This is a genomic window from Frondihabitans sp. PAMC 28766 (genome assembly GCF_001577365.1).
Classification (GTDB): domain Bacteria; phylum Actinomycetota; class Actinomycetes; order Actinomycetales; family Microbacteriaceae; genus Frondihabitans.
The window spans coordinates 745,511-762,837 of sequence record NZ_CP014513.1; the positions used below are offsets into that span (position 1 = coordinate 745,511).

At 65.6% G+C, this 17,327-nt stretch carries 16 protein-coding genes; 7 read left to right on the top strand and 9 right to left on the bottom strand.

Annotation, left to right across the window (positions count from 1 at the left end):
- Positions 1 to 290: 290 nt before the first annotated feature.
- On the bottom strand, positions 291 to 1,166 hold the full coding sequence (locus tag AX769_RS03660) for a biopolymer transporter Tol (protein WP_066276083.1): 876 nt from the start codon (positions 1,164 to 1,166) through the stop codon (positions 291 to 293).
- A gap of 46 nt (positions 1,167 to 1,212) precedes the next feature.
- Between AX769_RS03660 and AX769_RS03665 the strand changes: the two genes are divergently transcribed.
- From AX769_RS03665 to AX769_RS03675, 3 genes are all read left to right on the top strand, one after another.
- The gene (locus AX769_RS03665) at positions 1,213 to 1,521 is read left to right on the top strand and encodes a Dabb family protein (RefSeq protein ID WP_239451929.1); all 309 of its coding nucleotides are present in this window, start codon (positions 1,213 to 1,215) and stop codon (positions 1,519 to 1,521) included.
- A complete protein-coding gene (locus AX769_RS03670; RefSeq protein WP_066276085.1) occupies positions 1,518 to 2,573 on the top strand; it encodes a Gfo/Idh/MocA family protein in 1,056 nt (351 codons plus the stop codon). Before AX769_RS03665 ends, AX769_RS03670 begins: the two co-directional genes overlap by 4 nt.
- A 102-nt stretch (positions 2,574 to 2,675) precedes the next feature.
- Entirely contained in the window at positions 2,676 to 3,659 is a 984-nt protein-coding gene (locus AX769_RS03675; protein ID WP_066276089.1) for a LacI family DNA-binding transcriptional regulator, read from the top strand.
- On the opposite strand, the gene AX769_RS03680 is transcribed toward AX769_RS03675, so the two are convergent.
- On the bottom strand, positions 3,656 to 4,132 hold the full coding sequence (locus AX769_RS03680; RefSeq protein WP_066276091.1) for a heme-degrading domain-containing protein: 477 nt from the start codon (positions 4,130 to 4,132) through the stop codon (positions 3,656 to 3,658). The genes AX769_RS03675 and AX769_RS03680 overlap by 4 nt on opposite strands.
- Before the next feature lie 35 nt (positions 4,133 to 4,167).
- Positions 4,168 to 5,439: an MFS transporter gene (locus tag AX769_RS03685; RefSeq protein ID WP_066276093.1), complete on the bottom strand. Its 1,272-nt coding sequence runs from the start codon at positions 5,437 to 5,439 to the stop codon at positions 4,168 to 4,170.
- A gap of 136 nt (positions 5,440 to 5,575) precedes the next feature.
- Here AX769_RS03685 and AX769_RS03690 point away from each other — a divergent pair, with 136 nt between their 5' ends.
- Positions 5,576 to 6,652 carry a Gfo/Idh/MocA family protein gene (locus tag AX769_RS03690; protein WP_066276095.1) on the top strand — a complete coding sequence of 359 codons (1,077 nt, stop codon included), beginning with the start codon at positions 5,576 to 5,578 and terminating at the stop codon, positions 6,650 to 6,652.
- 390 nt (positions 6,653 to 7,042) lie between these two features.
- Here the strand turns inward: AX769_RS03690 and AX769_RS03695 are convergent, their stop codons facing one another.
- Positions 7,043 to 8,668, bottom strand: coding sequence for a sialidase family protein (locus AX769_RS03695; RefSeq protein WP_082763461.1), 1,626 nt, complete (start codon positions 8,666 to 8,668; stop codon positions 7,043 to 7,045).
- Between AX769_RS03695 and AX769_RS03700 the strand changes: the two genes are divergently transcribed.
- Positions 8,667 to 10,988, top strand: coding sequence for a glycoside hydrolase family 2 protein (locus AX769_RS03700; protein ID WP_082763462.1), 2,322 nt, complete (start codon positions 8,667 to 8,669; stop codon positions 10,986 to 10,988). The two genes, AX769_RS03695 and AX769_RS03700, sit on opposite strands and share 2 nt — an antisense overlap.
- A gap of 35 nt (positions 10,989 to 11,023) precedes the next feature.
- On the opposite strand, the gene AX769_RS03705 is transcribed toward AX769_RS03700, so the two are convergent.
- From AX769_RS03705 to AX769_RS03720, 4 genes are all read right to left on the bottom strand, one after another.
- Complete coding sequence (locus tag AX769_RS03705; RefSeq protein ID WP_239451930.1) at positions 11,024 to 12,004, bottom strand: LacI family DNA-binding transcriptional regulator; 981 nt, start codon at positions 12,002 to 12,004, stop codon at positions 11,024 to 11,026.
- A 131-nt stretch (positions 12,005 to 12,135) separates the two neighbouring features.
- On the bottom strand, positions 12,136 to 13,038 hold the full coding sequence (locus AX769_RS03710) for a carbohydrate ABC transporter permease (protein ID WP_066276107.1): 903 nt from the start codon (positions 13,036 to 13,038) through the stop codon (positions 12,136 to 12,138).
- Positions 13,035 to 13,937, bottom strand: a complete 903-nt coding sequence (locus AX769_RS03715; protein ID WP_066276108.1) for a carbohydrate ABC transporter permease — start codon at positions 13,935 to 13,937, stop codon at positions 13,035 to 13,037. The genes AX769_RS03710 and AX769_RS03715 overlap by 4 nt, the downstream gene beginning before the upstream one ends.
- Before the next feature lie 146 nt (positions 13,938 to 14,083).
- Positions 14,084 to 15,208 carry an ABC transporter substrate-binding protein gene (locus tag AX769_RS03720; protein ID WP_239451931.1) on the bottom strand — a complete coding sequence of 375 codons (1,125 nt, stop codon included), beginning with the start codon at positions 15,206 to 15,208 and terminating at the stop codon, positions 14,084 to 14,086.
- A gap of 720 nt (positions 15,209 to 15,928) precedes the next feature.
- On the opposite strand from AX769_RS03720, the gene AX769_RS25915 reads away from it, so the two are divergent.
- Both AX769_RS25915 and AX769_RS03725 read left to right on the top strand, forming a co-directional pair.
- Positions 15,929 to 16,165 carry a hypothetical protein gene (locus tag AX769_RS25915; protein ID WP_369824112.1) on the top strand — a complete coding sequence of 79 codons (237 nt, stop codon included), beginning with the start codon at positions 15,929 to 15,931 and terminating at the stop codon, positions 16,163 to 16,165.
- Positions 16,050 to 16,418, top strand: coding sequence for an integrase core domain-containing protein (locus tag AX769_RS03725; RefSeq protein ID WP_066276110.1), 369 nt, complete (start codon positions 16,050 to 16,052; stop codon positions 16,416 to 16,418). Before AX769_RS25915 ends, AX769_RS03725 begins: the two co-directional genes overlap by 116 nt.
- 176 nt (positions 16,419 to 16,594) lie before the next feature.
- Here AX769_RS03725 and AX769_RS03730 read toward each other — a convergent pair whose 3' ends face one another.
- Positions 16,595 to 17,245, bottom strand: a complete 651-nt coding sequence (locus AX769_RS03730) for a TetR/AcrR family transcriptional regulator (RefSeq protein ID WP_066276113.1) — start codon at positions 17,243 to 17,245, stop codon at positions 16,595 to 16,597.
- Between the last annotated feature and the right edge of the window lie 82 nt (positions 17,246 to 17,327).

Sequence of the window (17,327 nt, forward strand, 5' to 3'; positions counted from 1 at the left end):
CACCTCCCTGACGGTCGGATTCGACAACCGAACTTCCCGACTTTCGAGCCCCAGTGGAGGTCTGTCCCCTTTGACAGGGAGGTTCTCGGGCTGAGAGCGCAGTGCGACTCACCACCCACTCTGCATGGACCTCCGGCTACGTGGCATCACGGCTCACAAATCGTTGCGTCGGGCCATGAGCAACCGCCCCGATAGCCGATCGTTTAGGGGACGAGTGTGCGAGGCCAGCAGTACGGCGTCGCCGTGGATGGCGGCGGAGAATTGCAGGCCATCGCCCGGGCGGCGGCCTGTCAGGGCCGGACGGGGTAGGAGACAAAAGCGAAGCGACCGCTGTCGGGGCTCCAGCTGTTGACGTTCAGGGTGCCCTGTCCACCGAAAACAGGGTAGGTCGCGATCGGGGTCGTCCAATCGGATGTTCGCACGAGACGCACCTCGACCTCCAGGTCTGCCGGGTGTCCGAGGGTTCCGGCGGGGAACGCGATGTAGGTCGCTGCTTCACCATCCGGCGAAGGGTGCGGAAACCAGTCGACCGTCTCGCTCGTCACGAGGTGCTCGACGTCGCCGCCTGCGTCGGAGATCCGCGCGAGTTGGGCATGCCCCGGCTCGACAGTGAAGCCCTCGGTGTTGAAGTAGATCCAGGCATCGTCGGCCGACCACTCCGGCCCGTCGATGTGCCTCGGGCCGGTTTCGACCTGATACCCCGGTTGCCCATCGCCCTTCGACACGATCAGACGCCCGGGCTCTTCGAAACCGCCCAGCTCGACATAGGCGAGACGACTCGCGTCCGCGCTGACGCCGTGCAGGAAGTGCCAGTTGCCGTCGTCGGGCGACACGCCTGTGACGGCGCCGCCCGTCAGAGAACCTCGGTAGATGTGCCCATCCATCGCAGACATGAACACCCACTCCCCGTCCCGAGAGAGGACATGGTCGTTGTTGATGGCCGGCAACCCGTCGAAGACCACCTCGTGCAGAGCCTCCGGCTTCTCGACATCGAGCCGCCACAGCTTCCCGTTGCCATTGAGATACAGAGAGCGCCCGTCGGCCGACCAGTTCGGAGCCTCGATCAGCATCGACCCCGTCTCGAACAGGAGCGACGCAGGGCCGCCGTCGGCGGAAGCCACCCAGACGCGAGAGTGCTGACCCGGTGCAAGCGTCCTGTAATCCATGACGGCACCCTACCAAGGATTGGTTAGCACGAGCTAAGCTTTCATCATGATCCAGCACACGGTGTGTTTCACCCTTGTTCATCCGACCGGCAGCGACGCCGAGCGCGACTTCCTGACGACGGCTGCCGCGGTCCTTCCGAACGTCCCCGGCGTCACCGGTTTCCGCATCGCCCGTCAGGTCGGCTCGCAGAGCGACCTGCGGTGGCAGTTCTCGATGGACTTCCCGGACTCCGCCACGTACGCGGCCTACGACGCCCACCCCGACCACCGCGGCTTCGTCGAGAGCCGATGGATTGCCGAGGTCTCCTCCTTCACGGAATTCGATTTCGAGCCCTACGACGGGGCTGCCGCGTGAGCGGGTACGTGTTCCCCGACAGCTCGCCCGCTCCTCTTCGCGGCGGTGCCGTCCTGCGCTGGGGTGTCGTCGGTACCGGTGAGATCGCCGGGGACTTCATCGATGCCGTGCATGCCCACACCGACCAGCGCATCGTCGCGGTCGCGTCGCGGTCCGCCGAGCGCGGTGCGGCCTTCGCCGCAGCGCACGGCGTCGAACGCGTCGTCGCCTCGGCCGCGCAGCTCGCCGAACTGCCCGACGTGGACGTGCTGTACATCGCCACCCCGCACACGGCGCACCGCGCGGGCGCCCTGGCGGCGATCGCGGCCGGGAAGGCCGCCCTCATCGAGAAGCCGATGGCGACCTCCGAGGCCGAGGCACGCGAGATCGCGGATGCCGCTCGTGCCGCCGGGGTGTTCGTCATGGAGGCGATGTGGACTCGCTTCCTGCCCCACTTCGTTGCCCTCGACGCGCTGATCCGCGACGGAGCGATCGGCGAGGTCGTGCTCTCGAGCGTGGAGGTCGCATGGCGGGCCGATCTCTCCTCCGGCGGGCGACTGCTGGATCCTGCTCTCGGTGGCGGAGCCATGCTCGACATGGGCGTCTACAGCCTCTGGTTCGCCCAGTTCGCGATCGGCCACCCCGTCGGTGTCCAGGCGCTCGGCCGAGTGCTGGCGAACGGTGTCGACCTCGAGGCGGTGGCTGCGCTGACGTCGGCCTCCGGCGCTCTGGCGACCGCGTCGACCAGCATCCGAGCGACGGCACCGGGGCTGGCAACGATCAACGGCGCTGGGGGGTCCGTGCGGTTCCTCGACCATTTCGTCTTCCCGGCGCGCTTCTCGCTCACCACGGCCTCGGGCGGGGCAGGATCGGAGACGCTCGAGTGGGCGGACCACTCCGGCATCGTCGGCCGCGGAGGGCTTGCGTACGAGGCGGCAGCTGTCGCCGCTCACGTCGCGGACGGCCTCACCGAAGCGCCCGAGCACACGCTGGAGGACACCGTGTCGCTCGCGCGCACGTCGGACACGGTGCGTGCGAGCCTCACCGTCGTCCCCGACGACGCCGCCCGCTGATGCTCGAGACGGCGTCTCGGCGCCCGAGAATGCGATAATCCGAACGTGGCCCCGAGCGATCAGACCAGACCCGACGCGGGGTCCGTCTCTCGACCGCCGACGATGAGCGACGTGGCCGCGCGTGCCGGCGTCTCACGGCAGCTCGTCTCGATGGTCATGCGCGGGCTTCCCGGGCCGAGCGACGCTTCGCAGAAGCTCATCCTCGAGGCCGCGGCCGCGCTCGACTTCCGGCCGAACGCTTCGGCCCGTCTCCTCCGCCAGAAGCGGACCCACTTGATCGGCGTCATGATCCAGTCGTCGAACCCGTTCGAGCTGCGGGTGGTCGAACGCCTCCTCGAGCGAGCCGCCGAGCAGGGCTTTCACATGGTGATCGGACCGATGAGCGAAACCCGGACGACCGACGTGGTCATCTCCGAACTGCTCGAACAGCGGGTCGAGGCAATCGCCTGCTACAACCCCGACCCGGCATCACCCGCACTCTCTCGGGCGTTCGACACGATTCCTGTCGCGTGGCTGGGCGAGCGAGCGAGCGACCCGCGGGCCGATGTCGTGCGCACGGACGACGATGCAGGCCTTCAGTTGATCGTCGACCACCTCGTCTCGCTCGGGCACCGGGAGATCGCATACGCCGGCGGGCTCGACGGCACCGTCGGGCCCGACCGCGCCGACACCTACCGCAGGGCAATGGAACGGGCGGGTCTCGGATCCGGCATCGACGTCGTGGAGGTGGGGTTCGGCGCTGAGGACGGCGCGACGGCCGGGCGCACGCTCCTGGCGCGTGAGCAGTTGCCGACGGCCGTCGTCGGTGGCTCCGACCTGGCCGGCGCCGGGCTGCGGGCGATCTTCGCACAGGCCGGCGTCGCCGTGCCCGGCGACATCTCGGTGACCGGCTATGACGACAGCGACGTGGCGAGCCTCTCGTTCAACTCGCTGACGACGATTCGACAGGATGTCGAGCTGACGGTGGAGGCGACGCTGACCTCTCTGTTGCGGCGGCTCGCCGATCCTGCGCTCCCCGCTCAAGAGGTCGCGACCCTGGCGACTCTCGTCGTTCGAGGGTCGACCGGGCCCGCCCGCCAGGCCTAAGCGCGGAGGTGCTCGTCGAGCACCTCGACCACCAGGTCATGCTCCACGAAGTCGTTGACTCCGGACGCCACGACGACTCCGACCTGGGTGGCACCGATCCGGATCGGCACCGCGCCGCCGTTGAAGGCGTAGAGCATCGGGTCGACCATGCGGGCGCTGGCGACATCGGTGATGCCGTAGGCCTCCATGCGCTTCATGATGCCGAGCGATGACGTGTCGAAGCGCCGCACCGTGGCGGCCTTGCGGTTCATCCAGCCGTCGTTGTCGGCCGAAGTCCCGGCCAGAGCGGCCTGGAAAACCAGCTGCTCGCCCAACCACACAGCCGTCGAGATCGTCTGAGTGCGCGAGCGCGCCAGCTCGATGATCCGGGCGCCGACGGCAAGCGCGTCGTCGTGTTCGAATTGGGTGAAACGGAGGCGCTGATCCTGCTCGGTGAGAGTGGCGAGCAGATCGGGAGCGTCGAGGATGGTCATGGTGCTGCTTTCTGTGGAGGGCGGAGGTGAGGGTTTCAACGCACCCGCTTGATCGGAATGACAACGAGTGCGCCGAGAATGCTGGCGATGCCGGCACCCCAGATCAGGGCGGTGTAGTTGTCACCGGCCGCGGAGCCGACTTTCAGGAGGATGAGGCCGACGGCGGGGGCGAGCGACTGGGGAAGGGCGTTGGCGATGTTGATGACGCCGAGATCCTTTCCGGGGCGGTCGGCGTTCGGAAGGACGTCGACGACGAGCGCGGTGTCGACGGCGGTGTAGATACCGTAGGCGAAGCCCATGACGATCTCGGCGGTGTAGAAGACACCGAGGGTGCTCGAATGGGCCAGGACGATCAGCCCGATCGCGAAGAGGAACGTCGACCCGGCGACGAAGATCTTCCGGCGCCGGAGCCGGTCCGACAGGTAGCCCGAAATCAGCGAACTGATCAGGAGAGCGATGGTGTACAGCAGCACGCCGAGGGCGACGGCGCCGACGGCCTTGGCGCTCGAGAGGCCGAGGCGGTCTTCCATGTAGAGCAACCGGTAGGTGGTGAACATGAACGACGAGAAGGTGATCAGGAAGCGGGACCACCAGGCGAATGCGAAGTCCGGGTTCTTGACCGGGTTCGTCCAGAACGACGAGACGATGTTGATGAAGGTGAACGGCTTCACCGGGTTCGTCGGAAGGACGTCCTTCGCGACGAAGACGTAGACGACGATGCAGAGCACGCCGAGGACGCCGGGCGCGAGAAACAGGACTGGGAGATTTCCGACCAGGTAGACCGCGAGGTAGATGCCGGCCAGGATCGAGACGTTCTGCGCGATGGCGACGACACTCGAGGCGCGTCCGCGCTGTTCGATCGGGACGTTGTCGGCGAAGCTGGCGATGAGGGCGGCCGAAGCGGCGTTCGAAGCGACCTGGCAGAGCAGCCACGCGAGAGTGATCTCCAGAACGTTCGTCGAACCGGCGACGAGGCCCAGGCCGATCGCCAGGGCGACGATGCCTCCGAGCAGCCACGGGCGGCGGCGTCCCCACCGCGATCGTGTGCGGTCGCTGAGCGCGCCGAAGAGGGGGTTCGAGATGAGGGCGCCGAGGGCACCGATCGGCAGGACCGTGCCGATGATAGATGCCGGGTCGCCCGGGTTCAGTTCCTGTGCCTTCAGCTGCATACTCACGAAGATCGGCGACAGGATCGCGATGAAGATTCCGAACTGGGCGATGCCCAGCCCCGCCAGGTAGAGGTTGGAAACACGCCTTGTGGCGATGGGAGTGGTCAACGGGTGGAGCCCGGGGATTTCGGTGGACAACGACGCCTCCTTGAGTCGGACGAATGGAACTGTGAAAAGTTCTGCACGTCTTTAGCTCGTGCTAAAAGGAGTGCGTGGCGAGTTTAGCTCGTGCTAGGTTCGAACGCCAAGAGCTGATTTCTGATGGAGATGATTCATGACGTTCACGGCCTTCCCCGAAGCCGAACTGTTCCTGCCCGAGAGCGGCGAGCCCGCCCTGCGCTGGGGCCTGATCGGCCCGGGCTGGATCGCGGGCGAGTTCGTCGATGCGGTCCACGAGCACACGGCGCAGCGTTTCGTCGCCGTCGCTTCCCGCTCGCTCGACCGCGCCACGGCGTTCGCGAGCGAACACGGCATCGAGTCGGCATTCGGATCGGCCGCGAAGATGCTCGCCCGACCCGACGTCGACGTCGTCTACATCGCCTCGCCCCCCGGCGCGCACCTCGCCGAGGGACTCGCTGCCCTGGCCGCCGGCAAACACGTCATCATCGAGAAGCCGCTGGCGTCGAGCGCCGTCGAGGCCCAGCTGCTGGCCGACGCCGCACGCGCCGCGGGCGTCCTCCTGATGGAGGCGATGTGGACGCGGTACCTGCCTCAAACGTCCGTGATCCGGGCGCTCCTCGCGGACGGCGCCCTCGGCGAGGTCCGCGCGGTCGTCGCCGATCACGGACAGGCCATCAATCCGGGCCCCGAGCACCGTCTCTCGCGCGTCGACCTGGGCGGCGGCGCCCTGCTCGACCTCGGCATCTACCCGCTGCAGTTCGACTCGATGGTGCTCGGCGCTCCGACCCGGGTGACGGCTATCGGTGGTCTGACCGACACCGGCGTCGACGAGTACGCGTCGTTGATCCTGAACCACGACGGCCACGCTCAATCGACGCTGACCACCTCGATGGTGACCCGCACCCCGAACTCGGCCGTTGTCGCCGGATCCGAAGCGCACCTGTTCGTGGCCCCGACCTTCTACAACCCGACGAGCCTGTCCGTCACGGGCAACGACCACTTCGCGACCCCGATGCACTGGGACGACCCGACCAGCCTTCGCGGCTTCGCCGCCCTCTCGTGGGAAGCGACCGCCCTCGCGCGGTTCGTCGGCGAGGGCAGCACCGAGTCGCCCCTCCACACGCTCGACGAGACCGTCTCGATCCTCGCGACGATCGACGAGGCGCGGACTCAGCTCGAGCTGCAGGCGATCGGCAGCCGGGCTGGGCAGGGCATTGGCTCGGGGGCCTGACTCGCGAGGGCGGGATTTGGGGCGAGGCCCCGTGGGCGGCGAGCGGTCGATGCGGGGATTCCACTGTCGTCGAACGCAGCGCGGAGGTCGTGCTGACGTGGTCGAGCGGCAGTCAGGGACGTCGAAGGGCGAGGACGACAGCGGGGCCGACGAACTGCGCGATGCCGAGACCACTCCTCGTCGCTGATATCGCCTGCCTCGGGCTCGACCGCCCGTTCGGGGCATGTGATGAGCGATGGACATCGCCGGGGTCAGCGAGGGTAATGGCGCCGAAGTGCCTTATCCGGAATTGACTCTCACTTGCGGTCTGAGTCTGATATATCGCGCAAACACGAAATGGCCCCGCCATCCGAGGATGTCGGGCCCATTCGTGTCGCTCGCCACTTTATTTCAGCTGGTTGTCGGAACGTGCCAGACCTGGGTGGAAAGGCCGTTGCAGTCGTAGATCTGCAACTGCGTTCCATCGGTGGTGATGGCCTGCGGGTCGTCGAGGCAGCGTCCCGACTGCGGGTTGTACAGCGACCCGTCCGAGCGCGCAGTCCACTGCTGACCGCCCGCACCGTCGCAACCCCAGAGTTCGACTTTGGTGGAGTCGGCGGTGCCGTTGCCGACGATATCCAAGCACTTGTCGTAAGCGCGAACGGTGCCGTCGGACTCGAGCGCCCACTGCTGCCCTTCTGCGGTGCCGCAGGTATACAGCTGGACAGCGTTTCCGGCGACGGACGTGTTGGTGTTGACGTCGACGCACTTACCCGTCGTGCCGGGACCGGTGATCGGCCCGTTGGCGGTGGGCAGGGTGGCGGTGGCGAATTGTGTCTCGCACTTACCCGTCGACACGTGCGTTCCGGCGAGCATCAGGTAGCTGGTCCCAGAGGTCGCACCGAGCAGAGGGGAGCTGTACCCGGCGCAGGACGTCTCGCTTCCGTCGTAGCCGCCCGTCGGGTCGGTGGTCACCGCCGTCGTGACCTCCTTCCACGCACCAACGCCAAGGTTCGTGTTCGTGAAAAGCACGTGCCCGGACTCGGCCTCGACGGTGAGGGACCCGTCCGTACCGGCCACGACACGCTGACCAGAGGCGATGAGAGTGCCGTTGGTGCCACCGGCTGGCGACCACGCCAGGTACGGGGTGTGAAGAAGGAACCGAGAGTCGCTGGTCTGCATCCGCGTGCCGAGGCTGCTGGGATTCCAGGATTCAGCGTTCGACGTCGTCTTGATGTAGTCGTCGCACGCCTGGTCAGGGTCGTACCCGTTTTTGCAGTCCTCGTAGCTCATGGCGTAGGTACCGTTGGGAAGGTTGACCACCGTGGCCATGCCGGGTCGTTCGACATTGTTCTGCACGGCGACGTCGTAGACCTCGCTGCCCCAGGTCAAGCCTCCGTCGGTGGAGGCGACGTGGGCGATGACCTGGTTGTAGTTATTCGACGAGGGCCTTTCATCGGAGAAGAAGCACAGGAGGTCACCGTTGCCAGCGACGTCGAACTCGGGCTCCCAAATGCCGTGCCCGGTCGTGTTGGCGGTGCCGGACTCGGACGCACAGGAACTGCGATAGCTCCACGTCACGCCTTGATTGGTCGACACGTACACTTCGACGGCCTGCTGCGTGTAGTCGCCGTGGTTCCACGCGGTGCCCGCGGCGAGAAGGGTCCCGGCGGGGAGGTTGCCTTCGGCCTGAGGCAGTTCGTACAGGGTGGGGCCGTCCATGTCCCAGCCGTGCTGGGTGTCGGTTACGGTGCCGATTGGCGACGGCGTCCACGTGACCCCGTTGTTCGTGGACCGGTAAATGGGAAAGTTCGCTTTGGTGACGCCCGTTCCGGAATGGGCGAAGGTCGCCAGCAGGGTGCCGTTGGCGGATCCGGAGTGCTGGAGTCGGATGGCCCGCGGGTAGCTGGCATCCTCGGTGGATCCAGAGGCGGTACTCGGTGCGTACAAGACACCGCTTGATGTGGTCGCGGCGACGGCTGGTGACGCCGAGTGCACCACTCCTCCGAGGGCGAGAGCTGCCGCGGCTACGGCCATGACGATTGTGGCGACACGTCGCCGTGTCCTCGATCGTGCCCCGGCGCCTCTCGACGCCGCCCCTGAACCTGTGATCGCCATTCGATTCTCCTTTGCATCGTTGCAGAACGGATTCGAGGGCGACACTAAACCTGATCGAAGGAGATTGCAACGCTGCAATTGTGGTGTTAGCGTGAGCCGATCGAAGGCCGAGCCCGTTGGGCGTCACCGCGTGCCCTCACTTTTGTCTCTACTCCGAAGGACGTCTTCTGTGACTGATTCTCTGCTGGCCCCTGCACTCACGGACACGTCCGGCACCCCACGGGCGGAGTATCCCCGGCCTCAATTCGACCGGTCCCACAGTTGGCAGCCGTTGAACGGGGTGTGGGACTTCGCCCGGGACGCCGAACATACGAGCGACGGTCCGGCCTTGGAGGAGTGGACGGAAAGCATCGTCGTGCCGTTCGCGTGGGAGACCGAAGTCTCGGGCGTGGAGGCCCTCTGGTTGGATCGCGCGTGGTACCGGCGCTTCTTCGAGGTATCCCGCAGCTTGGACGGGGATCGAACTGTCCTCCACTTCGGCGCAGTCCACCATTCGTGCACGGTCTGGATCGACGGCACCAACGTCGGCGCACACACGGGGGGCTACGTGCCGTTCGAGTTCGACATCACGGACGCGCTGACGCCAGGCGACGCTCACGAAGTCCTCGTGCGCGTGGACTCCCCCGTGGACAAGCGGAGTATCGCACACGGGAAGCAGCGAAGCGTGCCTCGCGACGACTACGACGGCTGCTCGTTCACCCCCACCAGCGGCATCTGGCAATCCGTCTGGCTCGAGGGTCGCCCCGCCACATACCTGGCCGGCCTCGACCTGCGGGCGACTGACGGTCTGGACGGCATCGATCTCCGAGGAGCCCTCTCCGGGATGGGAACGGCCTCCGCGACCCTCACGGTCCTGCTGGACGACGTCGAGGTCTTGACGGGTGTCGGCCCGGCAGAGCTGCAGGCCGGTCTCACGCTCGACATTTCGTCGCCCCGCCTGTGGTCGCCACAGGATCCCCACCTGTATCGGGTGACTGTGATCGTGGAGTCCGAGAACGGCGAAGACCGGGTGGCCGGGACGACGGGTCTCCGCCGCTTCGAGACCCTAGGCCCTGAGCTGTACCTCAACGGCACACGTATTTCGATGCGCGGTGTCCTCGACCAGGGCTACTGGCCGCGAACCGGTCTGACAGCACCTGACGACGACGCGTTCGTCCGCGATCTCGAGATCGCAAAGCAGGCCGGATTCAACCTCGTCCGCAAGCATCTCAAAATGGAAGATCCCCGTTTCCACTACCACGCCGACCGGCTGGGCATGCTGGTGTGGGCGGAACCGGCGTCAACGGGGCGATACTCCGCTGAGGCCGCTGCAGCCTTCGCCGACCAGATCGAACCGATGGTCCGACGAGATGGAAACCATCCCAGCATCATCATCTGGGGCCTCTACAACGAAGAATGGGGCCTCGACTGGGCCCTCCCGGACGACCCCGCAAAGCAAGAAACGGTCCGCGACGCGTTCCAGCAAATCAAAAGGCTCGATCCGTCGCGGCCGGCCGTGGACAACTCCGGATGGACCCACCTCGACACGGATCTCGTCGACTGGCACGTCTACGACGAGAAGCCCGCTGGTTGGGCCGACAAGGTAAGGGACCTCGTCACCGACTCCGCGCCGAGCTTCCCCGTCGCTATCGCCGTCGACAGAATCGTCGACAAGAAGCTGATGGTCGAGGGCGACGTCCCGTCTGACGTGCCGTTCGTGAACAGCGAATTCGGCGGCGGTTACACGTCCGTCGAACGTGGTTGGAATCTGCACTGGCAGACGCAAGAACTCCGTCGGCACGACTCGATCGCCGGTTACGTGTGGACCGAACTGAACGACATCGAGCACGAGACCGCTGGCATCGTCGACTTCGAGCGCCATCTGCGGGATCACGGTGGCCGGCCGCCGGCCGATGCCAACGCCGAGACGGTAACCGTCTTCGACGTCACTCCCCTGGAACCCGGCAGAGACCTCGTCGCTCCGGACGGCGTCGCGCGGCTCGGCGTGGCCGTGTCGCACCACGGCTCCTCCGCGGTGGACGTGCATGTCGCCGTGGCCTGGGGACCCGTCTTCAGCGAGGCCCCCACCGGGATGGCCGAGAACGCTGGCACCGTGCGCGTCGATCCGTTCCGGCTCAGCGGCACGGTCACACTCGAGGTCCCTCTTCCAGCCGATGCGTCATCGTCTCGCCTTCACGTGACCCTGTCGACGAACGGCGAGCTCATCGGCCGTGGATCCGTCGACGTGGTTCGCGACTGAGCAGATCCATACCCTCCGCCAATTGGCCCGCGCCCTCAGATGTCGAGGGCGCGGGCCTCGTGTGTTCGCCCGGTCGTACTCTCCCGAACAGCCAGGTGATAGGGCGCTCTCAGCTCCTCGCCGGGGTGATCGGAGTGGTCGCGGAGACGCGCCTGCAGGCGCGTGATGGCGATGCGGGCGACTTCCGGTTTGTCCGGTGAGACGGTGGTCAGTGAGGGAGTGTGGTACCGCCCGGCTTCGATGTCGTCGAAACCGACGACGGCGACGTCTTCCGGCACGCGAAGGCCGGCCGCGAGGAGAGTGCGAATGGCGCCGATGGCGAGCAGGTCGTTGAAGCAGAACACGGCATCGACGCGTGGACCCGGCCGATTCAGCAATTCGGTCATTGCGGCCGAGCCGTCCGAGAAGTGGAAGCGTCGGGTCGGGATGATAAGCGAGGAGTCGACCTGGCGACCGCGGGCGTGATGGGCCAAGAGATATCCCTGGGTCCGGAGCTGCGCGGTCTCGCCGGTTTCGTACGGCTGGTCACCGATGGCGGCGATACGACTCCGGCCCAGGTCCATGAGGTGTTCGGTGGCTTCTTGCGCCGCGGCGACGTTGTCGATCGTCACGTGATCGAACTCGCTCCCGGCGATCCGCTCACCCAGCAGCACCAAGGGGGTCGTCGATCCCCTCTCGGCCAGATCGGCGCGGGAGAGGGCCAGAGGGCTGAGCAGGATCCCGTCGAACATGGCGGCCCGTCCGTCACGGCTGAGCAGTTCTCGTTCTCGTTCGGGTTCTCCGTCTGTCTGGTCGACGACCACAGTGAAGCCGGCGTCCCGACCGAGAGTCACCACAGAGCGCGCCAGCTCCGAGAAGTACGGCACATCCAACTCGGGAACGACCAGCGCGATAAGGCCGCTCCGACCACTCTTGAGGTTTCGCGCGGCGACATTGGGGCGGTATCCGAGCTTCGCCACGGCCGCCTCGACCCGTTCCCGCTTCGGGGCACTCACCGGCGCGTAGCCGTTCACCACGTTCGAAACGGTGCGGACGGAGACGCCGGCGAGCTCCGCGACGTCCTGCAATCGCGCTGCAGCCACTCTTCACCTCCGGGTCGAGAGACCCCCAGCCTATTTCAACGCTGCAGAGGCGCGAATCCCCCGTGTCAGCCTGTCGTGCTGCCCTGCAGCATGCCGCCGCGGAAGTACCGCTCGAGGATTAAAAAGAGCGCGATCAGCGGGAGGACGGTGACGAGACCTCCGGTGATGAGGATCGGCACCAGGTCGGCCTTCGACCCGGTCTCGGCTGCCTGCGAGAGTGACGAGAGCCCGACAGTGAGCGGATACAGGCTGTTCTTGCTGAAGATGACCAGCGGCAGAAAGTAGTTGTTCCACACGGCCACGACTGTCAAGAGAAGAACTGTCATCAAGCCGGGAACGGACAAAGGGAGTGCGATCCGGATGAAGATGCCGAGTTCACTCGCCCCGTCGAGCCGGGCGGCTTCGATGAGGTCATTGGGCACGGAGGCGTCCATGAAGGTGCGCATGAGGACGATGCCAACGATCGACACCATGCTGGGCAGGATCATGCCCCAGATCGAGTTGACGAGACCGACCTTGGCGTAGACGAGGAAGAGCGGGAGCGCGATCGAGGTGATCGGCACCAGCAGGGTCGCCATGACCAAGAAGAAGAGAGCGTTCGATCCCCGGAACCGGTATCGCGAGAATCCGTAACCGGCCAGCGCAGACAGAAGGGTCGCTCCGACGGCGCCCACGACGGCGTAGAGCATGGTGTTCTTCAGCCAGACGACGAAGATGCCGGCGCCGCTGATGTCCTGGCCGAGGGCCCGGATATTGCTGAAGAGGGTGAACGGTCCGCTGAACCAGAACCCGAAACTGCCATAGACGTTGGCCTGGTTCTTCGTGGCGTTGATGAGGAGCCAGAGGAGCGGCGCGAGGATGAAAACCCCGAAGAGGCAGGTGGCTATGGTCAGGGCGATCCGTGTCACCGGGGTGACTCCGTACAGGCGCAGGGGTACCTGCTCAGGTGCGACTTTCTGGCGGGTCATTTCGCTTCTCCTCTCCGACGGGTGAGTGCGAAGGCGCCGACCGACACCAGACCGATGATGACGGCGAGCACGATGGCAGCGGCGGCACCGAGGTTGTACTGCCCGCTGCCGACAGCGGTGTTGTAGACGAACAGGGACGGTGTGAATCCGAACGAGATCGCCTGCGGCTGGAAGGCTGCGAGGATCGACGGTTCGGTGAACAGCTGCAGTGCCCCGACGGCATTCAAGAAGACCAGCGTCACGATGGAGGGGATGACCATCGGCAGCTTGATCCGCACGATGATCGTCCAGAGCGACGCTCCCTCCATGATCGCAGCCTCGGTCACCTCTCTGGGGATCGACTTGAGGGAGGTGAAGAGGATGGTCATGTTGTAACCGGTCCACTCCCAGATGACGATGAGGATGATCGTCGGCAGAATCAGGCCGCTCGAGAAGAAGTTCACATTCCCGAGCCCGAGGGCTTTGGCGAACTCGGCGTAGGGCCCGAAGCCCGGCAAGAGCAGGAAGGACCACATCACGGATGCCACGACACCGGGGACGGCGAAGGGCATGAAGAAGATGGTGCGGAAGAAGCGGCTGAACGGCACGATCCCGGCGTCGAAGATCGCCGCGAATGCGAAGGCGAGCGCGATCGTCACGGGAACCTGGATGACCGCGAACAGCAGCACCCGGCCGACACCGCTCCAGAACACGGTCGAGTGCATGACCGTCACGTAGTTGGCCAGACCCGAGAAGCGGTTGCCTCCGATCAGCCGGCTGGTGAAGAGGCTCGTATAGACGGCGTAGACGGTCGGCACCAGCATGAACAGGGCGAGCATCAGCATGTGCGGGGCGACGAAGACGGCGCCGGGCCATTGCCGGCGTGACGAACGGCGGGGGCGCCGGCCATGTGTCGGCATAGTGGAGACCTCGTGCGGTGACGGCTGAGCCGAACGGGGCGCTCGAAGCGTGTGCTCCGACATGGGGGGTCCTTCCGGTGCGGGGAGGTGCCGGGCACCACCTGTCGGTGGTGCCCGGCACGGGGAGAGAGCGTCGAGGCGTCCGACTAATCGGTCGAGACCGTGAAGCCCTGGCTCTTGGCGTACGAGACCATCGACTTCTGGAACGACGCGAAAGCCTGCGGCAGAGTCTCGGTGCCCTTGGTGACGCCAGCAAACGTCGACGTCCACTGGGTGAGGGCCGCGGTCATGATCGGCGGCCACTCCGGGCTGATCATGTTCTGGGCGGCTGCCGCGAACGTCACGTTGGACATCGACGTGCCGGAGATCGGGAGGGTCGTCTTCTGGAACGTCGACGAGTTCAGCAGCGGCAGATATCCGGGGAACGCCCCCGCGACCGGGCCGCTGAGGATCTTCCAGGAGTCGGCGGAGCCACCGAACCACTTCACGAATTCCGCAGCTTCCTTCGCGTGCGGGGTACCCTTGACGACCGTCAAAGTCGAGCCTCCCCAGTTGCCCGAGAGCTTGTCGCCGGCTTTCACCTGCGGCAGGGGTGCCGCTTTCCAGTCACCGATCGTCTTCTTGATGCTGAGCTGCATGCCCACGGGACCCCATGCCGGGCTGAGCCGGGCGGCGTTGGCGCCGCTGTCGAGGTTCGCCCACTGCGCGGGCGAGAAGTCAGCGGCGGTGGTCACTTCTTTCGCCGCGATGAGCTTCTGCCAGAAATTCGCGAAAGACGTCTCGGACGCTCCCGTGAAGTGAATGCCCAGCTTTGATCCGCCCGTGTAGGTGAACGGGAACGCGTTGTACTGCTGCATCAGAGCCAGGACGTCTTGGGCACTCTCGGGGTCGAAGTTCGTGATCGCCGCAGACGAGTCTTTCTGCTTGAGCGCGGCCGCGGTCGCCGCGAAGTCGCTCCACGTCGCGGGAACGGCGAGACCGTTCGTCGAGAATTCCTTCGTGTTGTAGAAGAGCGCCATCGGGCCCAGGTCGACCGGCATCGCAAAGATCTTCTTGCCCTGCGTGACCTGGGACCAGGCCACGGGGGCCTCGTTCTTCTTCGCGGACGCGAGGCCGTACTTTGACAGGTCGAGGAGACTGTTCGTCACCTCGAACGAAGGCAGCTCGAAGTACTCGATCTGGGCGACGTCGGGAGTTCCGCTGCCCGCCTTCAGGGCATCGTTGAGCTTGGTGTATTCGGCAGTCGATGCGCCCGCGTTCTCGAGCTTCACACAGATCTTCGGGTGCGTCTTGTTGAACTGCTTGACCGCAAGGTCATACCCCGCCGACCACCCCCAGAACGTGACCGGGGTAGCCGAAGACGAGCAACCAGAGGCAGTCGCCGAGCTCGAACTGGCCGAAGGGGACGCGGCAGTACCTGCACCGCTGCTGCAAGCAGTGAGAGCCACGACCGCGCCCACCGCCAGCGCCGCGGCGGCAATCCGTTTCTTGGGTGATCGACGGAAGGCGGCGTCTGTGACGCGGGAGAAAAGCGATGCAGATCGCATGACGGTCCTATCTTCATTGACCGGATGTCGGGCACAAGAGTGCCGATTGCTGTGGGTGACGCCGACTGTAGCAAGCATTTTGCAGCGTTGCAATCACTGACCGTTTGGCTGGCGGTCCGCTGTGGTGAGGGAGCTGACGTCCATCCGAGCTCGCCGACGCTGCGTTCCCGCCGCAACCGTGATCAGCGGGGGCGTTCGACACCCGTCTCGTCAAATGCAGAGCCATGGTTCTGCTTCTGAGAGAGTTGCCGCCCCGGCGAAAGCACGAGCTCGAGCCCTGTTCGGCCTCATCCCCACCGTCTCGACTGAGACCACCGTTCAGACGGTCGTCGGCCTGTCCCCGACAACAGTTCAACGGTCGGCCCAGGTCTGGTCCGTGCTCACTTGCGGCGTAGCCAGGGCGTTTACGTGGCGTTCGCGATCGACTTGTTCTCCCGGGCGATCGTGGGCTGGCAGGCGTCGACGGTGAAAGACACTGCGTTCGTGGAGTCATGTCTGCGGATGGCGCTCTGGCGGCGGGACCAAACGGACCGGAAGGTCGAGGCCGGAATGATTCATCACAGCGATGCCGGCAGCCAAGGTGAATTCAACTGGTCGTCGCAACACCTCGATTCGTTTCACCGAGACCGTCGCCCTCGAGGGCCTCGTCGCGTCCATCGGATCTGTCGGCGATGCTTATGACAACGCCGCCGCCGAGACCGTGATGGGCCTGTGCAAAAACGAAGCGATCCGCAACGGCTCACCGTTCCGGACCGGCGCTCTCAAAGGCCTAGCAGACGTCGAAGAAGTCACCTTCGACTGGGTTTCTTGGTACAACAACGACCGCCGGCACTCGTTCCTCGGCGACGTCCCGCCCGAGGAATTCGAGGCCAACTATTACGCTGGTAAAACCGGCCCGTCAGCCGACGAGGCCGCCAACAAAAAGGCGGCATGAAACCCGGGACGGCTCACAGAACGCCGACCTCCACACCCGAATTAAGGTCGGCAGCGGGAGAAGTTCGTCAAGCGAGGGATCACCTATCCGAGGTGGACGCGCGACGATCACGCACAGTTGATCGTGTTCGTGTAGGCGAGCGGAATCCTTGTGCCTGGTGCCCCAGACTTGATCTGTCAGGCGCCTCGGCCCGGCGGTGGTGCCAGCAGAGCCGTGAGCACATCGCCCAAGGGACCTTCGAGGTCACCGGCCCCGGCGGACGTCAGCGGTTCGAGCCCAGTGGAGGACGCCCGCAAAAGGGCGATCCCGAGCATCGTCGAGAGGGCGATCTGAGCCCGGAGCATGAGGTCGTCGCTTCGGGCGCTGCCCGGTGCCCAGCCGGCCGCGGCGGACATCTGCTCGGCGAACGATCGAAGCGTGTTCCGCCGAATCCGGTCTGCGCCCTCGTCGCCGGACGACCTCAGAAGCAGAAGCATCATGAGCGTGCGTTCGCCGCTCGGCGGCCCGGAGATCTGCCTCGTGGTCTTCTCGACCAGGTCGCCCAACGAGGACGTGGCGTCGTCGGTTCGACCCAGCTCGTCGCGAGCGGTAGCCAGACAGGCTTCGAACAGCCCCTCCTTCGAGCCGAAATACCGATTGATGAGTGCCACGTTGACGCCAGCGTCCGAGGCGATGTCTCGAACCTTGGTCGAGGAGTAGCCGTCTTGAGCGAATCGACGGCGGCCAGCGGTCAAGAGGAGCTGCCGGGTAGCCCCGGCATCACGAGACCGGACCGTGGTCTCCAGGTCGTCGTCAGTGACGACCGGGGATGGCGAGTCGGGTGACATCGATTTCCTTTCGTTCTGCGTCACGCTACAGGTCCATTCTGAGAGAGGTAAACGGGCATTGACTTTCAGTGAAAAGCCTCTA